Annotated in this window: 15 protein-coding genes and 3 pseudogenes; 1 reads left to right on the top strand and 17 read right to left on the bottom strand. The window is 45.8% G+C overall.

What is annotated here, in order from left to right; genetic code table 11:
* Positions 1 to 107: 107 nt before the first annotated feature.
* The 16 genes and pseudogenes from LA360_RS23325 to LA360_RS23255 form a co-directional block, all read right to left on the bottom strand.
* The gene (locus LA360_RS23325; RefSeq protein WP_112482868.1) at positions 108 to 1,148 is read right to left on the bottom strand and encodes a M42 family metallopeptidase; all 1,041 of its coding nucleotides are present in this window, start codon (positions 1,146 to 1,148) and stop codon (positions 108 to 110) included.
* Positions 1,149 to 1,275: 127 nt separating this feature from the next.
* Complete coding sequence (locus tag LA360_RS23320) at positions 1,276 to 3,906, bottom strand: KGGVGR-motif variant AAA ATPase (protein WP_022201040.1); 2,631 nt, start codon at positions 3,904 to 3,906, stop codon at positions 1,276 to 1,278.
* A complete protein-coding gene (locus LA360_RS23315) occupies positions 3,903 to 4,340 on the bottom strand; it encodes a hypothetical protein (RefSeq protein WP_002586161.1) in 438 nt (145 codons plus the stop codon). Before LA360_RS23315 ends, LA360_RS23320 begins: the two co-directional genes overlap by 4 nt.
* Positions 4,341 to 4,504: 164 nt before the next feature.
* Positions 4,505 to 5,998 carry a carboxypeptidase M32 gene (locus tag LA360_RS23310; RefSeq protein WP_022201039.1) on the bottom strand — a complete coding sequence of 498 codons (1,494 nt, stop codon included), beginning with the start codon at positions 5,996 to 5,998 and terminating at the stop codon, positions 4,505 to 4,507.
* 295 nt (positions 5,999 to 6,293) lie between these two features.
* Entirely contained in the window at positions 6,294 to 7,202 is a 909-nt protein-coding gene (locus tag LA360_RS23305; RefSeq protein ID WP_022201038.1) for an RraA family protein, read from the bottom strand.
* A 15-nt stretch (positions 7,203 to 7,217) separates the two neighbouring features.
* Positions 7,218 to 8,588, bottom strand: coding sequence for a mandelate racemase/muconate lactonizing enzyme family protein (locus LA360_RS23300; protein WP_022201037.1), 1,371 nt, complete (start codon positions 8,586 to 8,588; stop codon positions 7,218 to 7,220).
* Between the two features lie 29 nt (positions 8,589 to 8,617).
* The gene (locus tag LA360_RS23295) at positions 8,618 to 9,457 is read right to left on the bottom strand and encodes a carbohydrate ABC transporter permease (protein ID WP_022201036.1); all 840 of its coding nucleotides are present in this window, start codon (positions 9,455 to 9,457) and stop codon (positions 8,618 to 8,620) included.
* A 17-nt stretch (positions 9,458 to 9,474) separates the two neighbouring features.
* Positions 9,475 to 10,389: a carbohydrate ABC transporter permease gene (locus LA360_RS23290; protein WP_022201035.1), complete on the bottom strand. Its 915-nt coding sequence runs from the start codon at positions 10,387 to 10,389 to the stop codon at positions 9,475 to 9,477.
* Between the two features lie 169 nt (positions 10,390 to 10,558).
* Entirely contained in the window at positions 10,559 to 11,920 is a 1,362-nt protein-coding gene (locus LA360_RS23285) for an ABC transporter substrate-binding protein (protein ID WP_057572433.1), read from the bottom strand.
* Positions 11,917 to 12,978, bottom strand: a complete 1,062-nt coding sequence (locus LA360_RS23280) for a LacI family DNA-binding transcriptional regulator (RefSeq protein WP_022201033.1) — start codon at positions 12,976 to 12,978, stop codon at positions 11,917 to 11,919. The genes LA360_RS23285 and LA360_RS23280 overlap by 4 nt, the downstream gene beginning before the upstream one ends.
* Before the next feature lie 504 nt (positions 12,979 to 13,482).
* Complete coding sequence (locus tag LA360_RS23275) at positions 13,483 to 14,190, bottom strand: CAP domain-containing protein (protein ID WP_022201032.1); 708 nt, start codon at positions 14,188 to 14,190, stop codon at positions 13,483 to 13,485.
* Between the two features lie 135 nt (positions 14,191 to 14,325).
* Positions 14,326 to 15,099: pseudogene (locus LA360_RS23270) on the bottom strand (carbohydrate ABC transporter permease); the annotation flags it as partial.
* Positions 15,093 to 15,410, bottom strand: a pseudogene (locus tag LA360_RS23265) (ABC transporter substrate-binding protein); the annotation flags it as partial. The pseudogenes LA360_RS23270 and LA360_RS23265, both read right to left, overlap by 7 nt.
* Positions 15,411 to 15,427: 17 nt before the next feature.
* Entirely contained in the window at positions 15,428 to 15,682 is a 255-nt protein-coding gene (locus LA360_RS32000; RefSeq protein WP_330411370.1) for a GH32 C-terminal domain-containing protein, read from the bottom strand.
* 236 nt (positions 15,683 to 15,918) lie between these two features.
* Positions 15,919 to 17,120, bottom strand: a pseudogene (locus LA360_RS23260) (glycoside hydrolase family 32 protein); the annotation flags it as partial.
* Positions 17,121 to 17,351: 231 nt separating this feature from the next.
* Positions 17,352 to 18,326 (bottom strand): LacI family DNA-binding transcriptional regulator, encoded by a 975-nt coding sequence (locus LA360_RS23255; RefSeq protein WP_022201027.1) that lies wholly within the window; start codon positions 18,324 to 18,326, stop codon positions 17,352 to 17,354.
* A 261-nt stretch (positions 18,327 to 18,587) separates the two neighbouring features.
* On the opposite strand from LA360_RS23255, the gene LA360_RS23250 reads away from it, so the two are divergent.
* Positions 18,588 to 19,943, top strand: coding sequence for a uracil-xanthine permease family protein (locus LA360_RS23250; RefSeq protein ID WP_022201026.1), 1,356 nt, complete (start codon positions 18,588 to 18,590; stop codon positions 19,941 to 19,943).
* A gap of 75 nt (positions 19,944 to 20,018) precedes the next feature.
* On the opposite strand, the gene LA360_RS23245 is transcribed toward LA360_RS23250, so the two are convergent.
* On the bottom strand, positions 20,019 to 20,243 hold the full coding sequence (locus LA360_RS23245; protein WP_138262570.1) for a hypothetical protein: 225 nt from the start codon (positions 20,241 to 20,243) through the stop codon (positions 20,019 to 20,021).
* Between the last annotated feature and the right edge of the window lie 23 nt (positions 20,244 to 20,266).

The following is a 20,266-nucleotide window of genomic DNA, read 5'->3' as shown; positions in this document are numbered from 1 at the left end:
ATTAGGACATACCTATGTGCCATGCCTTTTACAGCACAAAAAATATCGCCGCACCGTTCTCATGCCGGCAGGCGATATTTAGGTTATTATATAATATTTTCCCAGACTTACCCGATATATGCCTGAATCAGCCTGAACGTATTCTCTGCGCCATCCCTATGGCTTCTCTCATATCCATGGGATGCGTAGACGCCCGGCCCAATCAGGGCATGGCGCACGTCATGGCCTGCTTTCAGGGTAGTCTCAACATCAGAACCGTAATGCGGATACACATCCACGACATAGCCGATTCCATGCTCCTTTGCCAGCTCTACCAGACGGCACACGATATCGCAGTTATAGGGGCCGCCGCTGTCCTTTGCACAGATGGATACCTCACGCTCCGTACACTGAAGGCCCTCTCCCACACAGCCCATGTCCACGGACCAGGCTTCGGTCACGCCCTCCGGAACAGAAGCAGCGCCGCCGTGTCCCACTTCCTCATAGATAGTAAAATGGGCATATACCCGGCGCTCAGGGTTCACGGACTCATCCTTAATATATTTGGCATATCCCATCAAAATGGCTGCGGACAGCTTATCATCCAGAAAACGGCTCTTGATATAACCGGATGAGGTAATCCTTGTCCTGGGTTCAAAGCACACATAATCGCCAGGCATAATGCCAAGTTTCACCGCGTCTTCCCTGCACTTAACATCCTCGTCCACCAGCACCTCCACCGTATCCCATGTGCGCTCGGTCTTCTCATAGCTGCCGTTTACATGTACGGAAGCATCCACCAGCTGGCAGGTTCCCTCATAGATTCCGTCCGCCTTGGTGATAATCCGAACATTCTCAGCCTCGGCATTAGCCGGCTTCATGCCTCCTATATTGGTCAGCTTCAGCCTGCCGTTTTCCTTAATCTGGGCAACCATGCCGCCCAGGGTATCACAGTGGGCCTCCAGCAGGATTCCGTCTTCCTTATTCCTGCCTCCGAAATCGGCGATGACTCCTCCCTTTACCGTGCGCCTGGCCGGCATCCCCAATGCTTCCAATTCCTTTAACAGGTACTCCGTGACTTCCCTGCCATAACCGGAAGGACTGTCAATGGCCAGCAGATTCTTGGCCTGCTCCATTATATAATCCACATACTTCCTACAGTCAGACATATCCGTTCTCCTTTGTTGTTGGTATTTCTTACTCAGAGTCATTCTACCAGAAAAAAGGCGGTATTACAAGCGGGGTGTTTAGACCACTATGGTAACCACTATTATGACAAATATATCACCGGATATTCTATTTACTTAATAACAGCGATAATACTTTAGGCCTCGCTCCCCTTTCATATTTAAACTTTAATGCATGTCTAATTATCTCTGGAAGGTAATATTTATCATTATCAATTTTCAAATATCCCTCCTGTTTCATTAGCTTTTCATCCGTTGCTGTTAATTCAAAAGTATCACTATGAAATGGAAGTATTCTTTTTTCTTCCGGAAGACTTTCCAATTTAGTGAAAATTGGTTTAAGAGCAGCGATTTCCTGTATAACCTCATTTAATTTTTTATTAGAGCAATTTGGGACTGCCTTTTTTATTTCTGCTGGCATAATATAGCGATCCTCATATATTGGCCGTCCTGCATCTTCGGTCGCATATTGTAAAAACCTAATGATATCACGAGCCTGTAATTGTCCATTAAAATCTGATAATGCTGCCAAAATCCATCTTGATGAATATGCTTCATTTGATGTTATTTTCCCCAGCTTCACTCCCCATAGCTTAGTAAGATTCCTTTCAATCAATTCTTGAGACGCTACCTCAACAGCAACCTCTTCTTGGTAAAATCCCGGGACCGCTTGATTTACAAGCCAGACTACCAATCTCAATGCTTCCGTCCTGGACCATCTTAGTTCTACTGAATTATAAAGCGTATTAAATTGTTCAAAATTAACCTCTATTGAATCTCTAGCCAAATCTTTTCTCAAAAATATTATTGCACCAATATTTTTATATTTCACTTTCCATTCATTTAACATATCCTGGCAGAGACCTAAAATAGCGTTTTTTTCTGTCTTGGATGATAATGTTTGAATAAAAATTTCCTCTAAACCATCAAATAAAAAAACCACCCTTTGAGCACATTCTCCTAAAACGTTTTCTAATGATTCTAAAGAATCAAATCCCCCTCCCAATGTCTCTAGCATTATTTGTTTCCAAAAATCTAACCACTCTAAAGAATCATGCTCATTTCTATTAAAAGTTTTAATTTTATTGCTATTATCCAGCCAAACAGAGTTACTGATATTTCCGTTAGCTCCACATGCATTATACTTTTTAATAGCTGCTTGTAGTATATCCTTAAAACCACTGGCATTAGAAGATGCTAAGACAGGAACGAAAAATGTCCTTGGTTCTTTTATCTCTTTGTTGTTTTCCATTTTCACTATAAAAGTTTCCCAATATTTATTTCTCAACATTTCTCTATATAAAAATGTCTTACCTGATCCTTTGGCTCCCATAATAATTGTATGAGGAATATTTATCCTAAATTTTTTTATTAAATTATTAATAGGAGCTGTCATTAGTATGTTAAATTCAACATTCCCTTCTGCATTTATTTGAGTATCTGCTAATCGATTAATCTTTCTTATTACTTCATCTCTTCTATTAACCGATGTTGATATTTTCTTTTCTTTCTGGACAACATAATTATCCTTGACTAGCGAATAAATATTTTTATAAAATGCACATCCATCTAAATTTTTGATGATCTGTCTTAAGGAACCTAGATGCAACAACTCACTAGCAAATGGAAGTTCAGTTACAAGATTATCAATTAGGGATTCTTCCTTCTCGTCGACCTCGTCATATAAGGAGACCAATCCACTAACAATATCCAAAGTTTGTAATCCATCTGGAATCATTGTCATAAAAATCTCAGGAATTAGTGTACTCTCCTTTATAGGCAGACCTTTATTTAACTCTTGTATCAATAATTCTGTTCCCTTAACCGACTGATACGATGTAGATGTTACCAAATATTTTTTCACCCTGGGATCGAATAATAGCGGAGCTGAAAATTCGCTTACGCCAGCTCTTAAATCAACCAGTACAGCTGATACATTCAACCTTTTTCCTAACATTGACAAAATCTCTGCCAAAATAAACTTCTTATTATAACTGTTAACTATACTCTCCGGACTGGCATACATATCCAATAACTGTTCGATATATCGATAAGTAGGTAAAACAAAATGTTCAACAACTTTAACATCTGTCTCAACCTGAAAAGTCATCTCGCTTACTTTATCTGCCACTAATCCAACTATCTCTTCGATGCTATCCATTCCCTGTGTTATTTCCAATAAATCCAAATAGCTAAAAGAACACTGCCCATCCTTGGCCGTAAGCCAAGTAATTCCCGGGGCTTCTATATCTGAATCCACAATTAAAAGTCTGCTGGCCTCTTTAACATCTGAAAGTGCTGACCATGCTTTTACAAAAGCAAGAAGTGATAAAGTCCTACCTACTCCTCCTTTATATGAATGAAATGCTATAACTGGACACCCCGGAAGACTTTCTTGAATCATATCCTCATAATAGGCAGATTTCTTATATAATACATTTCTAAATAATGGCACTATCTGCTTGTCATGTTCTGTTTCTTCCCCAATCTCATATGTTACTGTTAAATATGCTTCTTTTCCCAATTCAAGATAAAGTTTCTGATCTTTATGAATATATTTATACTCAAAAATATCTGCCAGATTTTCTCCAACTCTATTTATATTATCTAAAGATTTTACATAAATATAAATATCAGAAGAATAAATTTCTGCATCCAAAATATCTTTATCCCATCTATCCCGGTTTAAAAACAAATGTCGCTCTACATCTTTCCATGTATAGAATAACACTCTTCTCACATCCCTTCCTCAATCCAGTCTGCAATTTTTTTTAGCTCAATTTCATATTTATCTTCTTTTACTCTATCCTTATCCTTTACTCTTATGCAATATCTACATAATTGATGGTAATTTTCGGATGTTATACTATCTTGATGTGCTGTAATCAATTGAGGAAATTTGAAGGTCCCTAATTGTCCTAACTCTTTTAATATCTTTTCCAGATTATGACTTTTCAAAACATCTCTTCTCTTGTCTTTTTCATTTCCTATTATCTTTTCTGGATTTTCCTCATGCCATTTATCTAACAGCAAATATTTCAATCCACACTCAACGCAATAAGAGAGTAGTAATCGTTTACTGTTTATGCTTGCATTTGTTTCCATGAGTTTATAGTAGGCCGAGTAATGTTTCTTATATCCTTGCCTGTAATCTCTTTTATCTGCCAGTATCACTTACTCTCCTCCTCCAGATAATTCTTAACATTGTCTTAAGTATACAATAAATGGTTTAAAAATGAAAGGCAAAATCTCTAATGATAACAAAGAGACGTGTTATTGCATAACTAAAACATAAAGTTATACAATAACACGTCTTTACACTTCTGGCAGTCCACCTGCTACAGTCCGTACACAGCGGAGTATTTCTCCTTCAGATACCTGACATAATATTCCGGATTAAAGTCCTCCCCGGTCACATCCTTCAGTATCTGACGGCTGTCTTTTAACTTTCCATACCGGTGAATGTGTTCCCTGAGATAATCCCGTATCACATCCACCTTGCCTTCCCTAAGCAGGCCGTCAAAATCCATAATTTCCTTCATATGATAATATAACTGGGCTCCAAAGGCGCTGCCCAGGGCATAGGACGGAAAATATCCAAAGGATCCCTGGGACCAGTGGATATCCTGGAGCACTCCTTCCGCCGGATTCTCCGGGCGCACTCCCAGATACTCCTCATATTTGTCAGCCCAGAGCTGCGGCAGCTTCTCCACGTCCAAATCTTCCTCTATCAGCATCTTCTCAATCTCATAGCGGATCAGCACATGGAGACTGTAGCTCAGTTCATCGGCCTCGGTGCGGATTAATCCCGGGGTAACTTTGTTGACCGCCTCCACGAAATGGTCCAGGTCCACCTTGCCCAACTGTTCCGGGAACATCTCCTGTATCCTGGCATATATGGGAACCCAGAAGGAACGGCTGCGGCCAATGATGTTCTCAAAAAACCGTGACTGGGATTCATGCATACCCATGCTGGCCCCCTGGCCCACAGGCGTCAGAGTTAGGTCATCCCCTATGCCCAGTTCATAGATAGCATGTCCGGCCTCATGGATGACAGAAAACAGAGAACTGTCAACGCAGTCCGTGTAATGGGTGGTAATGCGCACATCCTTGTTGTGAAGGTTTGTGGTAAAAGGATGGGCGCTGACCGCCATAACGCCCCGGTCAAAGTCAAATCCCACATATTCCGCCAGGAACCGCCCCAGCTCCTCCTGCTTTTTCTCCGGGTAATCGCCCTTTAAGAAGGAGTCCTCAACCTTCTTTCCCTCTTCCATCACCTTCTTGAGAAACGGTACCAGTTCCTTTTTCAGCACGCCGAAGAACCGGTCCAGGTTCTCCATGGAAAAGCCCTTCTCATAGTCATCTAACATCACATCGTACAGCTTCTTTCCATCCTTTGCCCTGTATCCCGCAAACTTTTTCTGGAATCCGATGACTCTCTCAAGGGTTGGGGCAAACGCCTCAAAATCCCGGTCCTTTTTAGCCCTGGCCCAAACGCCGGTAGCCCCGGCTGTGAGACGGGCGAATTCCTGATATTCATTCCGGGGAATAGGGCAAATCTGCTCCCTCTCTTCCAGCAGCTCCCTTACATTGGCGGCCTCTGCCGTGGTCAGGCTTTTGTCATCCCGGCATTTCTCCAGCAGTTTCTTCATCTCTTCGCAGGTCACTGCCTGGAAATACTCCCCTGACAGGACCCCGATTACCTTGGAGGTAAGCTCTCCCGCTTCCCTGGGGGCCAGTGTCTCGTTGTCCCACTCAAACAGCGCCATGGCTGTCTTGATGGCCATGGCCTTATCCATGTATGTCCTTAACTCATCGTACGCTTTGCTCATTGTTTCGCTCCTCTCACATTTTATGTTCTCCGGATGATTCATCTGATTCATTCGCCCGATACAGGTGTAAAACACTCTAAACAAGTTTCTCCTGTATTTTTATTATTACTCATGGAAGAGGAAAATTACCTCGGAAGCAGCCATCGCAGCCATGAACCACATGTTTGAGAAAAAAGGGGATGACGCGGTGGAGACGCTGGTTCAGGATTCCTGCGCAAGATAAATAATTTTTTGGCATCCGGTATCAATGAATAACACCGGAATGCCTTTCCATTCACGCCATATCAGATATCCATTATACAAGATACCCCTTCATCAATTCATCCACCGCTTCCTGGTTTCCTCCGGCAGCATCTATTTCCAAGGACCAGTCCAGTCCCCTGTACTTCTCGCAGGACGAATCATGTTCAATAAAATTTATCATTTTGTCTACCATTTCCTCAGGCCAGACCGTGCTGTCTATTTCAGCCGCAGTATATATTCCCTGTTCCAGCATGGCAAAACCAAATATGTCCTTGGCATGTGATTTTTCAGCGCTGTTGACCAGCTCCTCCACAAGATAGGCCGGGATGAACAGGATACCGCTGGTGGTGCCCATGACAATATCGCCGGGCATGCAGACTGCCTTTCCAATCTTTGCAGGTCCGTTATAAGATGTCATCAGGCATTCCCTGATGGGGGTGGGGTCTGTTCCCCTGTAATAAACCTGGGTGTCAATCTTTTGCATCTGTTCAATATCGCGCACGCCTCCCCATATAACAGCGCCCCCTGTCTTGGTCCTGACATTGATGGCTGTGGTCAGATTCCCGCCTACAAATGTGCCGTTCCAAACCTTGTCAAACATATCGGCAACCACAACATCACCCTCCTGCAGATGGTCTACCACCCATTGGTTACAAGTACCCTTATATCCTCTGGCATCCCCTTCCATCCTGACAGCTTCCATCAAATCAGGCCTTGTAGGCATAAAAACCGCCGTTACAGCCCTCCCTGCCAGTTTCAGTTCATCGTGCAGCTTCTTCATTTCCCCCTCAAACTGGAACTTGTAATCCTTAAGAAATAAAGGCAGCCATATCTCCTCAATTGTCATGGTCCGCAATTTTTCCAGAAGATAGTCAGGTACACGGGGCCTTCCGTCTTCAAAACGCTCTCCCTTCCAGCGGCTGGTCAATTCTATAATCTGATCCCTTGTATAATAAATCATATTTTCCCTCTCCCATTACGACCAGGTGCGGTCATGTGAATAATCATTGTCCCAATCTGCTGTATCTGCCCACATATCCGTATAGTCGGGATGAAGATGTTCACGCATCACATCATCCTCCAGGTTTTCAATCCCAAGACCTGGCGCATCAGGCACTGTTATATATCCATTGTCTACGATTGGTTTTGGCAATCCGGTTACCAGGTCAGACCACCATGGAACATCCACCGAATGGAACTCCAAAGCCAGGAAGTTCTCAGTGGCCGCGATACTGTGGACCGCCGCCATGCAGGCGATAGGGCTTTCCGCCATATGTACTGCCATGGCGACTCCGTATTCCTGTGCCATGTCTCCGATTTTCTTGTTCTCCAGTATTCCTCCGCTGGTCAGTATATCCGGATGGATGACTGATACGCCTCCCCGTTCCAGAAGCGGACGGAAATTCTCCTTCAGGTATATGTCTTCACCTGTACAAATCGGCACTGTGGTGGAATTCTTAAGTCTCACATACTGGTCTGTTAACTGCCAGGGTATCAGGTCCTCCATCCATGCGATATTGTACTTCTCAATCCTTCTGGCCAGCCTGATACAGGATTCTACTCCTATATGCCCGAAGTGGTCAATGGCCAGAGGGATTTCATACCCAATCACACTTCTTACATCCTTTACATACTGCTCCAGAATATCATAACCATATTCCGTTACCTGGACCCCCGTAAACGGATGGGGAATATTCTGCATGTCATACATCCGGTTCCTTAAGCTTCTCTTTTTTGGTGTCAGATTGCGGCTGATAGCCTCATATGTCCTGGACGACTGGTTTAAATCCCCTATCATCCCCAATGGCGCGCACAAAGCGCCCGGAATATCGTACAGAAGATCGATTCCCAAATCCATTTTCAGGAAGGTAAATCCCTTATCCATTCTCTTCTTAAGGGCTTCTCCCATTTCCTTGCCGGTATGCTTTCCCTCAATATCCGTGTCACAGTACATTCTGATACGGTCTCTGAACTTACCTCCCAGCATTTGATATACCGGTACTCCATATGCTTTTCCTGCCAGGTCCCAGAGGGCAAGCTCTATGCCGCATACGCCTCCGCCCTGTCTGGCAGGGCCTCCGAACTGTTTAATCCTGCGGAATAGTTTATCAATATTGCAGGGATTCTCGCCTATGAGACGGCTTTTAAGAGCCAGTACATAATTTCTGGAACCGCCGTCCCTGACTTCTCCATAGCCCACCAGCCCCTGGTTTGTATAAACCTTTACCAGAATACAATGCATGGGAGCCCCTACGATATCAGTTACCCTTATGTCTGTAATCTTTAAGTCACTTGGTCTGGAATTGGTATTCACATGATTCATAAGCATATCGTCTCTATCTTCCATTCCTGTTTCCTCTCTTTTATTCTCACGTTTTACTTAACACTTCCTTCATATTTGCCCGATATGAGCATACTCTGCGCAGCGATATAGAGTAACGTTACCGGCAGTGAACAGACCACCGAAGCGCTCATGATTCTTCCCCATATAGCGGAATCAGCATACTTGAAGCCTGATATGGCTACCGTGGCCGTTTTCTGCACATTGCTGGTTGTCATAATCATGGCGTACAAATATTCATTCCACGCCATGGTAAATGCAAAGGTGGCCACCACCGCAATTCCGGGAAGGGCAATTGGCATAATGATATACCACAGCGTCTGCAGACGATTGCAGCCGTCTATAAGCGCCGCCTCCTCCAGCGCGTACGGAATCGCCTTAAAATAACTTATAAGCATATAACAGCAATAGGGTACTACAAATGTAGGATATATGATTAAAAGCGCATATTTGTTATCGTAAAACCCCAGGCTGCTTACAAACACATACATTGGTACGAACAGCACTGCCGTAGGCATAAGGTATGAAATAATAATACTGTTCCTGAAAAATGATCTTCCCGGATACTTAAGCCGTGTCATTGCATACGAGCCGAGTATACCGATTGCCAGGCATATGATTGCAGTAATGGCTGCTATCACAAAGCTGTTCCATACATTGTGCATAAAAGAGGTGTTATAAATCAAATCAATATAATGATCAAAGGTTATTACATTGGAAAATAACGGCGGTCTTGCCACATACATTTCCTCGTTTAGAGTAAGGGATGATTTTATCATCCAGTAAATGGGAAAGATTGTCCATAAAAGTGCAATGATTAAAATCCCATACGTGGCTGTGGTCCGCATGACCCGGCTGCGTTTCTTCATTACCATCCGGTCCATCTCCTTCCCTATTCAATTCCGTCCCCACTAATCACCTTCTGGGATACCAGAATCAGTATGACCATAAGCGGTATCACCGACACTGCCACCGAGAGAGCCCTGCCAAAGGAATTCTGTATAAATGCCAGGTCATAAGTGTAAGTGGAGATTACACTGGAGGAGTAAATCGGTCCACCTCCAGTGATTAAAAATACATTCTCAAAATCATTAAAGGTCCATATGGTGGACAAAAGTGTGGAAATGCCCAAAACGCTTGAGATTCCCGGAAGCGTTATATACCAGAAACGCTTAAACATACCTGCTCCGTCTACATAGGCGGCTTCAAAAATCTGTCCGTCCAGAGTCTGCAGCGCTCCCAGGAGACTGAACATGAAGAATGGGACGCCTCTCCACACATTCACAATCATGGTGCTTAACAGCGTGATATCAGGGTCACTCAGCCACGGGATCGGAAGGCTTATAAGCCCGGCTTTCAGCAGCAGGCTGTTGATAATGCCATAAGTGCTGTCATACATCCATCTCCAGGTAGTGGCGGCCACCATTCCGGGCAATGCCCAGGGAATGAGAAGCGCAGTCCTGAAAAATGCCTTTCCCCTGAACTTCTGGTTCAGGATAACTGCCAGCAGAAGTCCCAGCGCCAGTTTCGCCGTAATACATCCCACTGTATAGATAATCGTATTGTAAAGGGACTTCCAGTAAATCTTATCCCCAAAAAGAGCCAGGTAGTTATCAAACCCAATAAACCGTTCCGGTACCCCTACCACTTTGTTTGTAAAGCTTAAGTACAATGCCCTTATAAACGGGATTCCGGTAATGCCAAATATCACGGCAGCAATTGGCACCATCAACAGAAGCCCGAGACGCTTATCTAGCAGCTGCCGGGAATGCGAATACTTCCTTTTTTCTGATTTTTTTCCTGCCATCTTATCCCCCTGTCATGCCAATTTCATTACTAGTATAACTCGATTTAAATAAGCTTACAATTTAAGCATTGGTAGTAATCTGATTTCTTGGCTTACGTGTCCGTGCTTTGGGCGCACGTTTCCCTTGGTTTTCAGGATAATAATGTAAACTTATTAAAATTGAGTTATACTAGTTATAAATCTTATTGAATTCTGCCTCCAGATGGTCCAGCGCCTCCTGCGGATCAGCCCTGTTAACAACTATTTCCTGTACGGCCTTAACGCAAAGCTGGTTTGTAAAGGATACCGTAGCCCTTTCATCTGACGGTGCCGGATAATAGGTCTTATATGTATTCTTAGAGTTGGCAAGCCATCCTGCATTGACCGGGTCCTTCCAGAAATCTGTGTCATCCACTCCGTTCACCACCGGCTGCCACATAGCTCCCATAGCCTCAATCATGGCATTATAATTATCCAGGTCCTCAAAATAGTATTTAACAAAATCTTTTGCGACATCTGTATTTTTACCTGTCTCAAATATTCCGAATACATTGGCTCCGCCCAGGGTGAACGCCTCCCCTGCAGGCCCTGCGGGATATGCAATGATCTGTGTGTTGGCGAGAAGCTCCGGCTTCTCCTCTTTCATGCTGGATACCACGGAACCTGAATTTGTGATGACACCCACAGTACCGGCCAGGTAAGCGTTGTTGTTCCAGCTGTCGTCGCCCGTAATCGCATCAGGAGGAATCAGGCCCTCTTCATATAAGCTTGCAATAAATTTAAGTGCCTCCAGTGTTTCAGGAGAATTGACCGTGACCTTTCCGTTTTCGTCTACCGGGATTCCTCCCCAGTCCAGTATAATGGTCCTGCAAAATCCCTCGGCGTCTCCTCCGCCGGACGCACCCATGGCAAATCCGAGGCCATAGAAGCCGTTAGCCGGATCATTCATCAGTTTGGCGCCTTCCTTCAGTTCTTCCCAGGTTGTGGGAATATCCATCCCTGTCTTCTCCCACTGGTCCATCCTTAAGTACATGCCGGGCGCTGTAAATGCCAGAGGCACAAGATAAGGCTTACCGTTGAACGTTCCCAGTATTTTTGAATTCTCCGTAAAATCCACGGCCTCAAATATATCTGAGCACTCCGCTATCTGCTGCATGGAAACAAACTGCCCAACCAGCGTATCATCGCCCACAATCAGATCAGGGGCATTGCCTGCCTCAATGGCAGCCATCAGCTTTTGCTTCATATCAGCAGCCGGTATGACCACATAATCCACATCCACATGATTCCCGCTGGCAAATTCATCTGCCTTGGCCTTCATCATGGTGTTATAGCCCTCAACATACTCTGACTTATCCCAGAACACCATCTTCTTCTGTTCCACGGCGCTGTCTCCTGATTCGGCTGATGCGGATGTCTCAGCCTCAGCAGTGGTGGGCGCTGCTGTTGTAACCACATTTTCTGATGATTTCACAGAACATCCCGTAACCATGGATGCTGCTAATCCAAATCCAAGTACAAGAGATACTATTTTTGTATATCTTTTCTTCATAACTTCCTGCCTCCTTGTTTTTTAGGCTTTGAAGTTGAGTTTTTCACACACACCTTCAAACCAACCAGTTCCGACTCAAAAGGCTTTCCGCTGTCAATCAGCTTTACAAGCTTCCTCATGGCGATTCTCGTCACCTTCTCAGCCTTGGATTCCACACAGGTAAAATCCTGATACTCGTCATCTACATTGGAATTCTTATAATACTCAAGAATCATTACAGACAGGTCTTCCGGTATCCTGATTCCATATCCCTTTACCACATCCATGAATTGGCTCATAAAACAGCTGGTGATTCCCACTGCCGTTGGACGGTTTGCAGGATTGAGCAGTTCATTGAACAGCAGTTTGATATCGGATGATGATTCATTCTGATTGATTCTGATATAAGAATAGTCCAATCTCTCGTCTTTCATTTCGGACATAAATTCATTAAAAGCCATACTTCTCACAGTCTGTACCACGCTGTTGGATTTTCCCTCCGTGATAATGGCCACTTTTTTGTGCTCCAGGTTATAAAAATACTCCAGGGCATCCTTCATCGCTTTGCCATGGTCAGACGCCACATAATTGTAATTCTCAACGCTGCGTATCTTACCCACACAGACATACGGGATGCCTGCCCTCTCAAACTCCCTGAAGGCCAGACTGTCTTCTTCCAGGTCATACAGCAGTATGCCGTCTACCAGAGACGACGACAGGCTCTTTAAATACTCTGTGTCTTTATTGATATCATCTGAATCCATGGAATAAATCAGAGTATTATAATCAAATTTCTTTGCTTCTTCGCCAAGAGCCGAGAATATGACCGGGTAATACATGGTATCATTTAAACGTGAAATGTTTCTGGGAATGGCTAAACAAACTGTCTTGCTGTGGTTTTTAGACGACAGCCTGCGGGCGCTCAAGCTTGGTGTATACCCCAATTCATCAATTGCATTTTTTATCTTCTTTTTTGTCTCGTCAGACATTCTCTCGAAATTTCCATTCAGATAATTTGAAACAGTGGACTTGGAAACCCCGGAAAGCTTTGCTACATCAGATATTGTTGCGTTCTTCATACCCTCACCTCATGAATTATGATATTAAACCAATATTACCACACTTCCTGCTCAAAAAACATGGTCTTTTCGCAAAACGCGCGTAGGTGGAACGGTTTAGTAGAACGGTTTATCAAATGTTTAAAAAAATAAAAATTGCTTAAGTGGAGCGGTTTATCTCTTCCCTTGTTAAATAATATAGCATTGAACATTGTGCCTGTCAATCCATTATTTATTTTTATTTTTTTATGCATAATTTGCATTATATTGTGCATTTTAATTTATTCAATTAATTTATGCATATATTTTAATATATTTTATTTCTTTTTTTATATTTATTGACAATTCCATGACGGGGCCTTTAAGAAAATATGCAGCCAGGATGATCCGCGTGAGAAATCACCCTGAGAGATATTGGGAACGCACGGCGCTGTTCCATAGGGTCTGTATGGCGTTATTCCACGCCCTATAAAAAACACCAGCCGGCCGGATCACCTCCGGCCTGGCTGGCTATCTTCTTCTATCTTACTTTATAAACAGCTGTGTCCAATAATCGGTTCCGCTGGCATCCTTATAATGTCCTACCCCAATGGAAGTAAAATCACGGTTCAGAATATTTGCCCTGTGGCCTGAGCTGTTCATCCAGCTCTGCATCACGGCCTCAGGCGAGCTCTGTCCATAGGCAATGTTCTCCCCAACACTTCTGTAGCTGATTCCGGCCTGTGTCAGGACTGTACTGAAGCTGCTGCCGTCAGGTCTGGTATGTGAAAATGTATTCTTGATTTCATGCGCTCTTGTATTGGCTGCCTCTGCCACGCCTTCGTGGACAGACAGTGGACTAAGACCTGCCTTTGCCCTCTCCGCATTTACCAGTTCAACCACTGCATCCGCATATGCGTCCTGGCTGCCGCCGTTATCCGGTTCACCGGGAAACGTATCCTCCGGAGCTTCGGGAGCCGTGCCCGGGTTATCCGGCAGCACCGGGCCTGCGCCCCACCCGTTATTCTGGTTCCCGTTATTATTCTGGCCCCAGCCGCCGTTCTGGCCCCAATTCCCATTCTGGCCTATATTACCGGGAAAGCAGTTCTGTCCTCCCACTCCAATCACATATGCGCTTCCATTGGCAAAAGGAATATGATATGTAGATACGGCTGCCAGTGATGTCACCGGTATTGCTGTGGAAACAAGCATGGCTGCGGCTGCGGACAATGTGTACATGGATATCTTTCTCATGGTTACCTCCTTATGTGTTACATAATTATTACATTTCTGTTACAAAACTATAATAACACATAATATTTGGAAAGCCATTAGGGAAAGATTGGAAAAAATGTATGAAGCAGGCTCCTCTCCAATGCCAGCTCTTTTCTATCCCTTTATGCCAGTGGATGCAATACCTTCCACGTAATATTTCTGAAGAAATACGAACATCAGCAGCATGGGGATTGCCGATATGGTCAGGGACGCCATAATTGCTCCATAGTGTATTGGCTTTGAGCCAAAGAACGTCTGGATGGCCAGCTGGATTGTCCTCATGTCCTCCCCTGTGACCACCAGCATGGGCCACATGAAATCATTCCAGTGGGCCACGAAGTCCAGAATGAATATGGTGGCGTACACCGTGCCTGAGATAGGCATTACAATGATAAAAAATGTTTTGATTGGGCCGCAGCCGTCTATGGCCGCCGCTTCCAGCAGGTCATCGGGAATGTCTAAGAAGAACTGACGGAACATGTAGATAGAGAAGCATTTCCCCACAAAGGGAACAATCAGTCCGGCCCAGGTATTCACCCAGCCAAGGCTGGCAACCTCCTTGTAAAGGGGCAGCATGATAGCCTCCATGGGAAGCACCATAAGGCTGATGACCACTGTCAGCAGCAGCTCCTTTCCGGGGAAATCGAATTTTGCCAGGGCATACCCGCAGACAGAATTGACCGCCAGGTCCAGGATAACAATGACAAACACATAGAACAAGCTGTTGAGGATGAATTTCATCATATTCACCCTGGTAAACACCTCAACATAATTCCCAAGGGTAGCCGCTGTGGGCCAGAACGTCCTGATGGTGCTCATGTCGGAGAATATCTGAGCCTCCGGTTTCAGGGACGCGGCAATCATCCACAGGAGCGGCGATACAAAAACAGAATGTCAGGCAGGTCGTTGCTTGTCACGGCCGCGTTGATTTTATCCTCGTAGGCATAGGAATCCGCCCTCACGATGGCCTCCCTCTTAAGCTCGATTTCTCCCTTGTGTTCTTCATTAAACGCATTGATTTTTTCAACCCACCATGCTTCAATGGCCGGTTCATCCGTGGGACTCCAGATGGTCACCATCTTAGCCCCGTCGCTGTTGGTCCTGCCTCCCCCTGATTTGGAACTGCCGCCGCAGCCGCTCAGTGCGGATGCCGCCAAAACCACTGCCAGTGTCATACATGCCAATTTCTTATTCTTCATAACCAATCTCCCTCTCTTCATGATTTATGGCTCCAGATGGACTCCATGGTCCATACCTCCAAACGATTCAGACTTCCGGCCGAAAAATCCGCCTCCAGATGCCCCTCTGTGCTGTCCTGGTAAAACAGCTTGGTGCCCGCGGCCTCGCCGTGGTTTAAGTAAACCTCCGCCACCCTCCGGTCCATAAAAATCTCCACATAGCGGACTCCGCCGACATCAGACGGAAAGCAAATCTCTTTCACTTCCTTCCTGGTGGATACCAGGCTTGTCACTCCTTTTTCCGCTCCAGATACAGGGCGTCATTTCCCTCCCTTGCAAGGGTCACAAGGAAATCCTGGTCATCGCCAAGTTTGATTTTTACAAAAAACGAGTTGCCCGGAACATGCACAGGCGGGATATGCTCTCCTTGAATCTCCGGGGCTGCCGCCTGATTATCCGCCCGATTTCCAGGCGAATTTCCTGTTGAATTTCCGGTCAAATTCCCTTCCTGCCCGCAGCCATCATTTTCACTCTGTCCTGACACCGCGAATATACGGTCCTTCAGCAGTCCGTAACATTCCTTTACCGGTTCCGTGAACAGCCTGCCATGCTCCATGTGCAGTTCCCTTGGAAGGGAAAAACTGCCGCAGGCTCCTCCCGGCTTAACGCGGTGTTCACCGTAAAAATCAGAAATCCACCCTATGGCAATCCTTCTGCCACTGTGTTCAAAGCTCTGCACAGCATAGAAGTTGCTCCCAAAATCATACCACTGCTGGTATTCTGTCTTAAACCTGCCCCCGTCAAAGGTGCCGGTATAGCATCGCGTCATCTGATACCGGCCGGCCTCATCGCGGTGGCACATCCATGCGCCTGCGGCCACATATTTCCCATCCAATTCAAAAAAGTCCGGACACTCAAAGGTCCTGATTCCCGGCTCGTGCTCCTGTAAGAGAGGACCTTTAAAGAGCCACTTTCCGCCCGTTGTACCTTGGGGTCCCTGAAATCAAAGGATGCTCCTTCCGGTCTTTCAGTGATGCATGGGCGCTCCTTTTCCACATGGATGCCGTCCCTGCACACGGCCTCTGTCTGCCATTCCCTGGTTTCCTCACCGTCCTCCTGCGGACCGTGGTGCCGGGTCAGATACAGATGCATCTGTTCCCCTTCCACCTGGGCGCTTCCCGAAAAATCCCCTCCCTTGTGTTCCTTATCCCTCCACGGGCCGGGCTGAGGTTCCAGGACATAGGGCATATGTGTCCAATGCAGCAAATCCCGGCTCACCGCATGGCCCCAGTACATGTCATTCCATTCCTGCCCAAAGGGATTGGACTGGTAGAACAGATGATAATATCCCTTGAACCAGCAGAGCCCATTGGGATCATTTACCCAGTTCATAAAAGGATTAAAATGATACTGCTCCCTTACAGGAGTATCATACCATTTTCCCAGTTCCATTTCATCACCGCTGTCCGGGTCCAGGAACCTTATCCCCCGCTCCATCAAATCCGGTCCTCCGCTCAGATACATCTGGATGAGACCAACCCCTTTATGCCTGATGCGGTATGTACCGTTCTGGGGAAGGGCCAGCTGTACCAGGCGGTACCAGTCGTCATTCATGTGAACCTGCTGTTCCTTTCCTCCGGGTCCTTCCAGGCAGATCCAGCCATCCCTGTCATCTGATTTTTCAGCAAATATGCAGATGGATTCGTATTCCCCGCTGTCAAATTCCAACATCCACATCACCTCCCCTTATCCTGTCTGTGTCTATTTTTCCTATATGGAACCCGTTCCACGTTCACACTATAGTACTATTAGATTAGTATGTCAATATCTTTTTGTAAAAACGCGCAAAAATAGTGCACAATACACAGTTTTTTGCTCTATATATTGTGCACTATTTTTATTCTTTTTCCAATTACTGTATTTGTCGTTCTCAGGCATCCTCTGTGTTCTTTATGGAACGTTTTATACCGTTCCACCTTTTTGTATGGAAACAGGCAGAATTTGTTCCATCTCTACTTTTTTACCATCCAACAGATCCATCATGGTATCCACACAGGCCGCTGCCAGTCCCGGTATATCCTGCGCTATGCTGGTAAGCTTGGGGGTAAACAGCCGGGTCATGTCAACTGCGTCATAACCAACGATATGGAGTTTCTCCGGAACCTTCACGCCTCTCTGGTTTGCTATGTTAAGGCAGTAGAGGGCTCCTATATCCGTAGTGAACACCCCGTCAATATCCCGGTAAATATCCATGTACTGTTCCATGATACGGCAATAGTAATCATATTCCATCATATTCCAGGCCATCTCAATGGTTTTCACAGATGCCCCATTTTCCTCCATGACCTGCTTAAATTCCTGATGCCTGTCATTGGAAGGCGTATGAACGCGGAAGGAACCGCCAAAGTTCAGCACGTTCCTGCAGCCCGCATCCAAAAGAAGCCGGGCCGCCATCCTGCCTCCCGCCTTGTGGTCCGAGTGTATCATGGGAATACCCGGTCCCAGATTCCGGTCCATGGCAACCACCGGCTTGTTCAGGTTCAAGTACGCGTAATCCTGGAGGGAATGGGCGCCGGTGATGATTCCGTCCATTACATTCTGGCGCAGCATGTCAATAAAGTCCTGCTCACGGTTGCTTATCTCAATGGTATTGCAGATCATGGCCTTATACCCGTTCTTATAGAGCTGGATTTCCATGTGTTTCAGCAGCTTGCTGAAAAATGGATTTTCCATATCAGGGACCACGATTCCAATGATTCCCGTCCTGTTCCGGAACAGGTTCCTGGCCAGCTCATTTGGCTGATAGTCCAGTTTCTCAGCGATTGCAAGGATTTTTGCCCTGGTATCCTCCGCAACATAGCCTGTCCCGTTAAGGGCCCGGGAAACAGTCCCCACCCCTACACCCGCTTTTTTTGCCACATCCCTGATACTTGCCATATGCCCAGACGACCTCCATCGCATAAAACTTCATTACGTAGTACTAATATCTTAGCAGGAGGAAGGTAAAAACGCAAGCGGGACCCGATAAGGATTTGGCAGAAAACCATGTGGAGACTTATTTTACATGCTGCTTTTTCCGGGTATCCATTTTAATTTTCCGTCAATATTCACAATTTTCCCTGGCAACCTTTCACAAAGTGTTGAAGCTTTCATGAAAGCGTTTTTAAATATCAAAGAAAATCAGGAGGGAAAACAACAATGTCACAAAAGAACACATCAACCAGCACTTCAAAATTCCAGCTTGACGGCAGGCCCGGTATGAAGGAGGCAGTGCCTTTAGGCCTGCAGCATGTACTGGCCATGTTTGTAGGGAACATCGTTCCTATGATTTTAGTAGCGTCCGCAGCCAGCCTGTCTGTTCAGGACGCCAACATGCTGCTCCAGTGCTGCATGCTGGGAGCTGGCATCTCAACCGCAATCCAGCTCTATCCCATACGAATCGGCAGCATACAGATTGGCTCCGGCCTTCCCTGCATGATGGGACTTACATATGTATTCCTGCCGGCCTGTCTTTCCATTGCCGGCAGCAAAGGAATTCCCTATATCTTCGGCGCCCAGATTGCGGCGGGCGTCATTGCGGTCAGCTACGGAACACTCCTTAAAAAAATGTCATCCTTCTTCCCTCCTGTGGTGACGGGAACCATTGTCATGACCGTAGGTGTTTCCATCTTTAATCTTGCCATCGGCAATATTGCGGGCGGTACATCATCGCCGGATTTCGGAGCCCCCATCAACTGGGCCGTCGGCGTTTTCGTGGTGCTGGTCGTACTGGGATTCAATGTGTTGGGCAAGGGCCTTCCCAAGGTTGCGGCTATTCTTATCGGTATGACGGCAGGCTACATTTTATCTGTCATTCTGGGACTGGTAAGTTTCTCAGGCATCGGAGAAGCGGCCTGGTTTGCCGTTCCAAAGCCATTTGCGTTTGGCGTAAAATTTGATTTGGGATATACCCTGATGTTTGTTCTGCTTTATTTCATCGTTGCCGTACAGATGATAGGAGATTTCAACGTATCCTGCATGGGCGGACTGGACCGTGAACCCACCCCGGATGAAATCGGAGGCGGAGCCACTGCAAACGTAATCACCTCCATTATTTCAGCTGTGCTTAACAGCTTCCCCACAGCCACTTACAGCCAGAACTCCGGCATCGTGGCATTGACAAAAGTGTGCTCCCGTTTTGTAATTCTGGTTGGCTGCGGAATCCTGTTCCTGGCCGGTCTCTGTCCCAAGGTAGGCGCTGTGCTGTCCACCATTCCCAACTGCGTGATTGGCGGCGGTACCGTGGTTGTATTTGCAATGATTGCCACCTCCGGCATGAAGCTCCTTGCCAAGGCCGGCTACTCCAACCGGAACTGCCTGATTATCGGCGTATCCCTGGCGTTTGGCCTGGGCACCCAGTTCTGCAAAGGCGCCAGCGCCCAGTTCCCCGCGGGAATCGCCGCAATGCTGGAGGAGAACAGCGTTATACTGACATCCCTGCTCGCAATCATCCTTAATCAGGTGTTTCCAAAGGATCCGGTTCAGGCGGAAGATCCGGCGGGTAAGGCACAATAAGTGATTTACATAGAAAATAGCACTGGAACTAATATGATACCTCTTAAGCAGACAAGGCAAATAACCAAAATCTGCTTATAGAGGTATTTTTATAGTCAATTTCCCTGCTGCGGCACAATTTAGTGCAATGGCTTCCCAAGCGTATCCTGCCGGATTTGTCTCATTGCGGATTGAACCATTAATTTCCCATAAACCGCCAAAATATCCTATAGCTGAAAATAAATGAATTAAGGTACAAAGTAACAAGGTCTGCAATAAAACAGGAGCATCACCCCCGGCACAAAATCCAAATAATTTCATGCCATTGTGTGACACTCCCTTTC

The sequence above is a fragment of the Enterocloster clostridioformis genome, from assembly GCF_020297485.1.
Classification (GTDB): domain Bacteria; phylum Bacillota; class Clostridia; order Lachnospirales; family Lachnospiraceae; genus Enterocloster; species Enterocloster clostridioformis.
This window is presented reverse-complemented; position numbering and strand designations above follow the sequence as displayed.

Excerpts from the sequence above, each read along its gene's own strand:
- LA360_RS23300 (WP_022201037.1), bottom strand. The coding sequence starts at position 8,588 with ATGGAAGATAGAGACGATATGCTTATGAATCATGTGAATACCAATTCC.
- LA360_RS23245 (WP_138262570.1), bottom strand. The coding sequence starts at position 20,243 with ATGAAATTATTTGGATTTTGTGCCGGGGGTGATGCTCCTGTTTTATTG.
- LA360_RS23295 (WP_022201036.1), bottom strand. The coding sequence starts at position 9,457 with ATGGTAATGAAGAAACGCAGCCGGGTCATGCGGACCACAGCCACGTAT.
- LA360_RS23310 (WP_022201039.1), bottom strand. The coding sequence starts at position 5,998 with ATGAGCAAAGCGTACGATGAGTTAAGGACATACATGGATAAGGCCATG.
- LA360_RS23285 (WP_057572433.1), bottom strand. The coding sequence starts at position 11,920 with ATGAAGAAAAGATATACAAAAATAGTATCTCTTGTACTTGGATTTGGA.
- LA360_RS23275 (WP_022201032.1), bottom strand. The coding sequence starts at position 14,190 with ATGAGAAAGATATCCATGTACACATTGTCCGCAGCCGCAGCCATGCTT.
- LA360_RS23290 (WP_022201035.1), bottom strand. The coding sequence starts at position 10,389 with ATGGCAGGAAAAAAATCAGAAAAAAGGAAGTATTCGCATTCCCGGCAG.
- LA360_RS23250 (WP_022201026.1), top strand. The coding sequence starts at position 18,588 with ATGTCACAAAAGAACACATCAACCAGCACTTCAAAATTCCAGCTTGAC.
- LA360_RS23325 (WP_112482868.1), bottom strand. The coding sequence starts at position 1,148 with ATGTCTGACTGTAGGAAGTATGTGGATTATATAATGGAGCAGGCCAAG.
- LA360_RS23255 (WP_022201027.1), bottom strand. The coding sequence starts at position 18,326 with ATGGCAAGTATCAGGGATGTGGCAAAAAAAGCGGGTGTAGGGGTGGGG.
- LA360_RS23305 (WP_022201038.1), bottom strand. The coding sequence starts at position 7,202 with ATGATTTATTATACAAGGGATCAGATTATAGAATTGACCAGCCGCTGG.
- LA360_RS23280 (WP_022201033.1), bottom strand. The coding sequence starts at position 12,978 with ATGAAGAACGCAACAATATCTGATGTAGCAAAGCTTTCCGGGGTTTCC.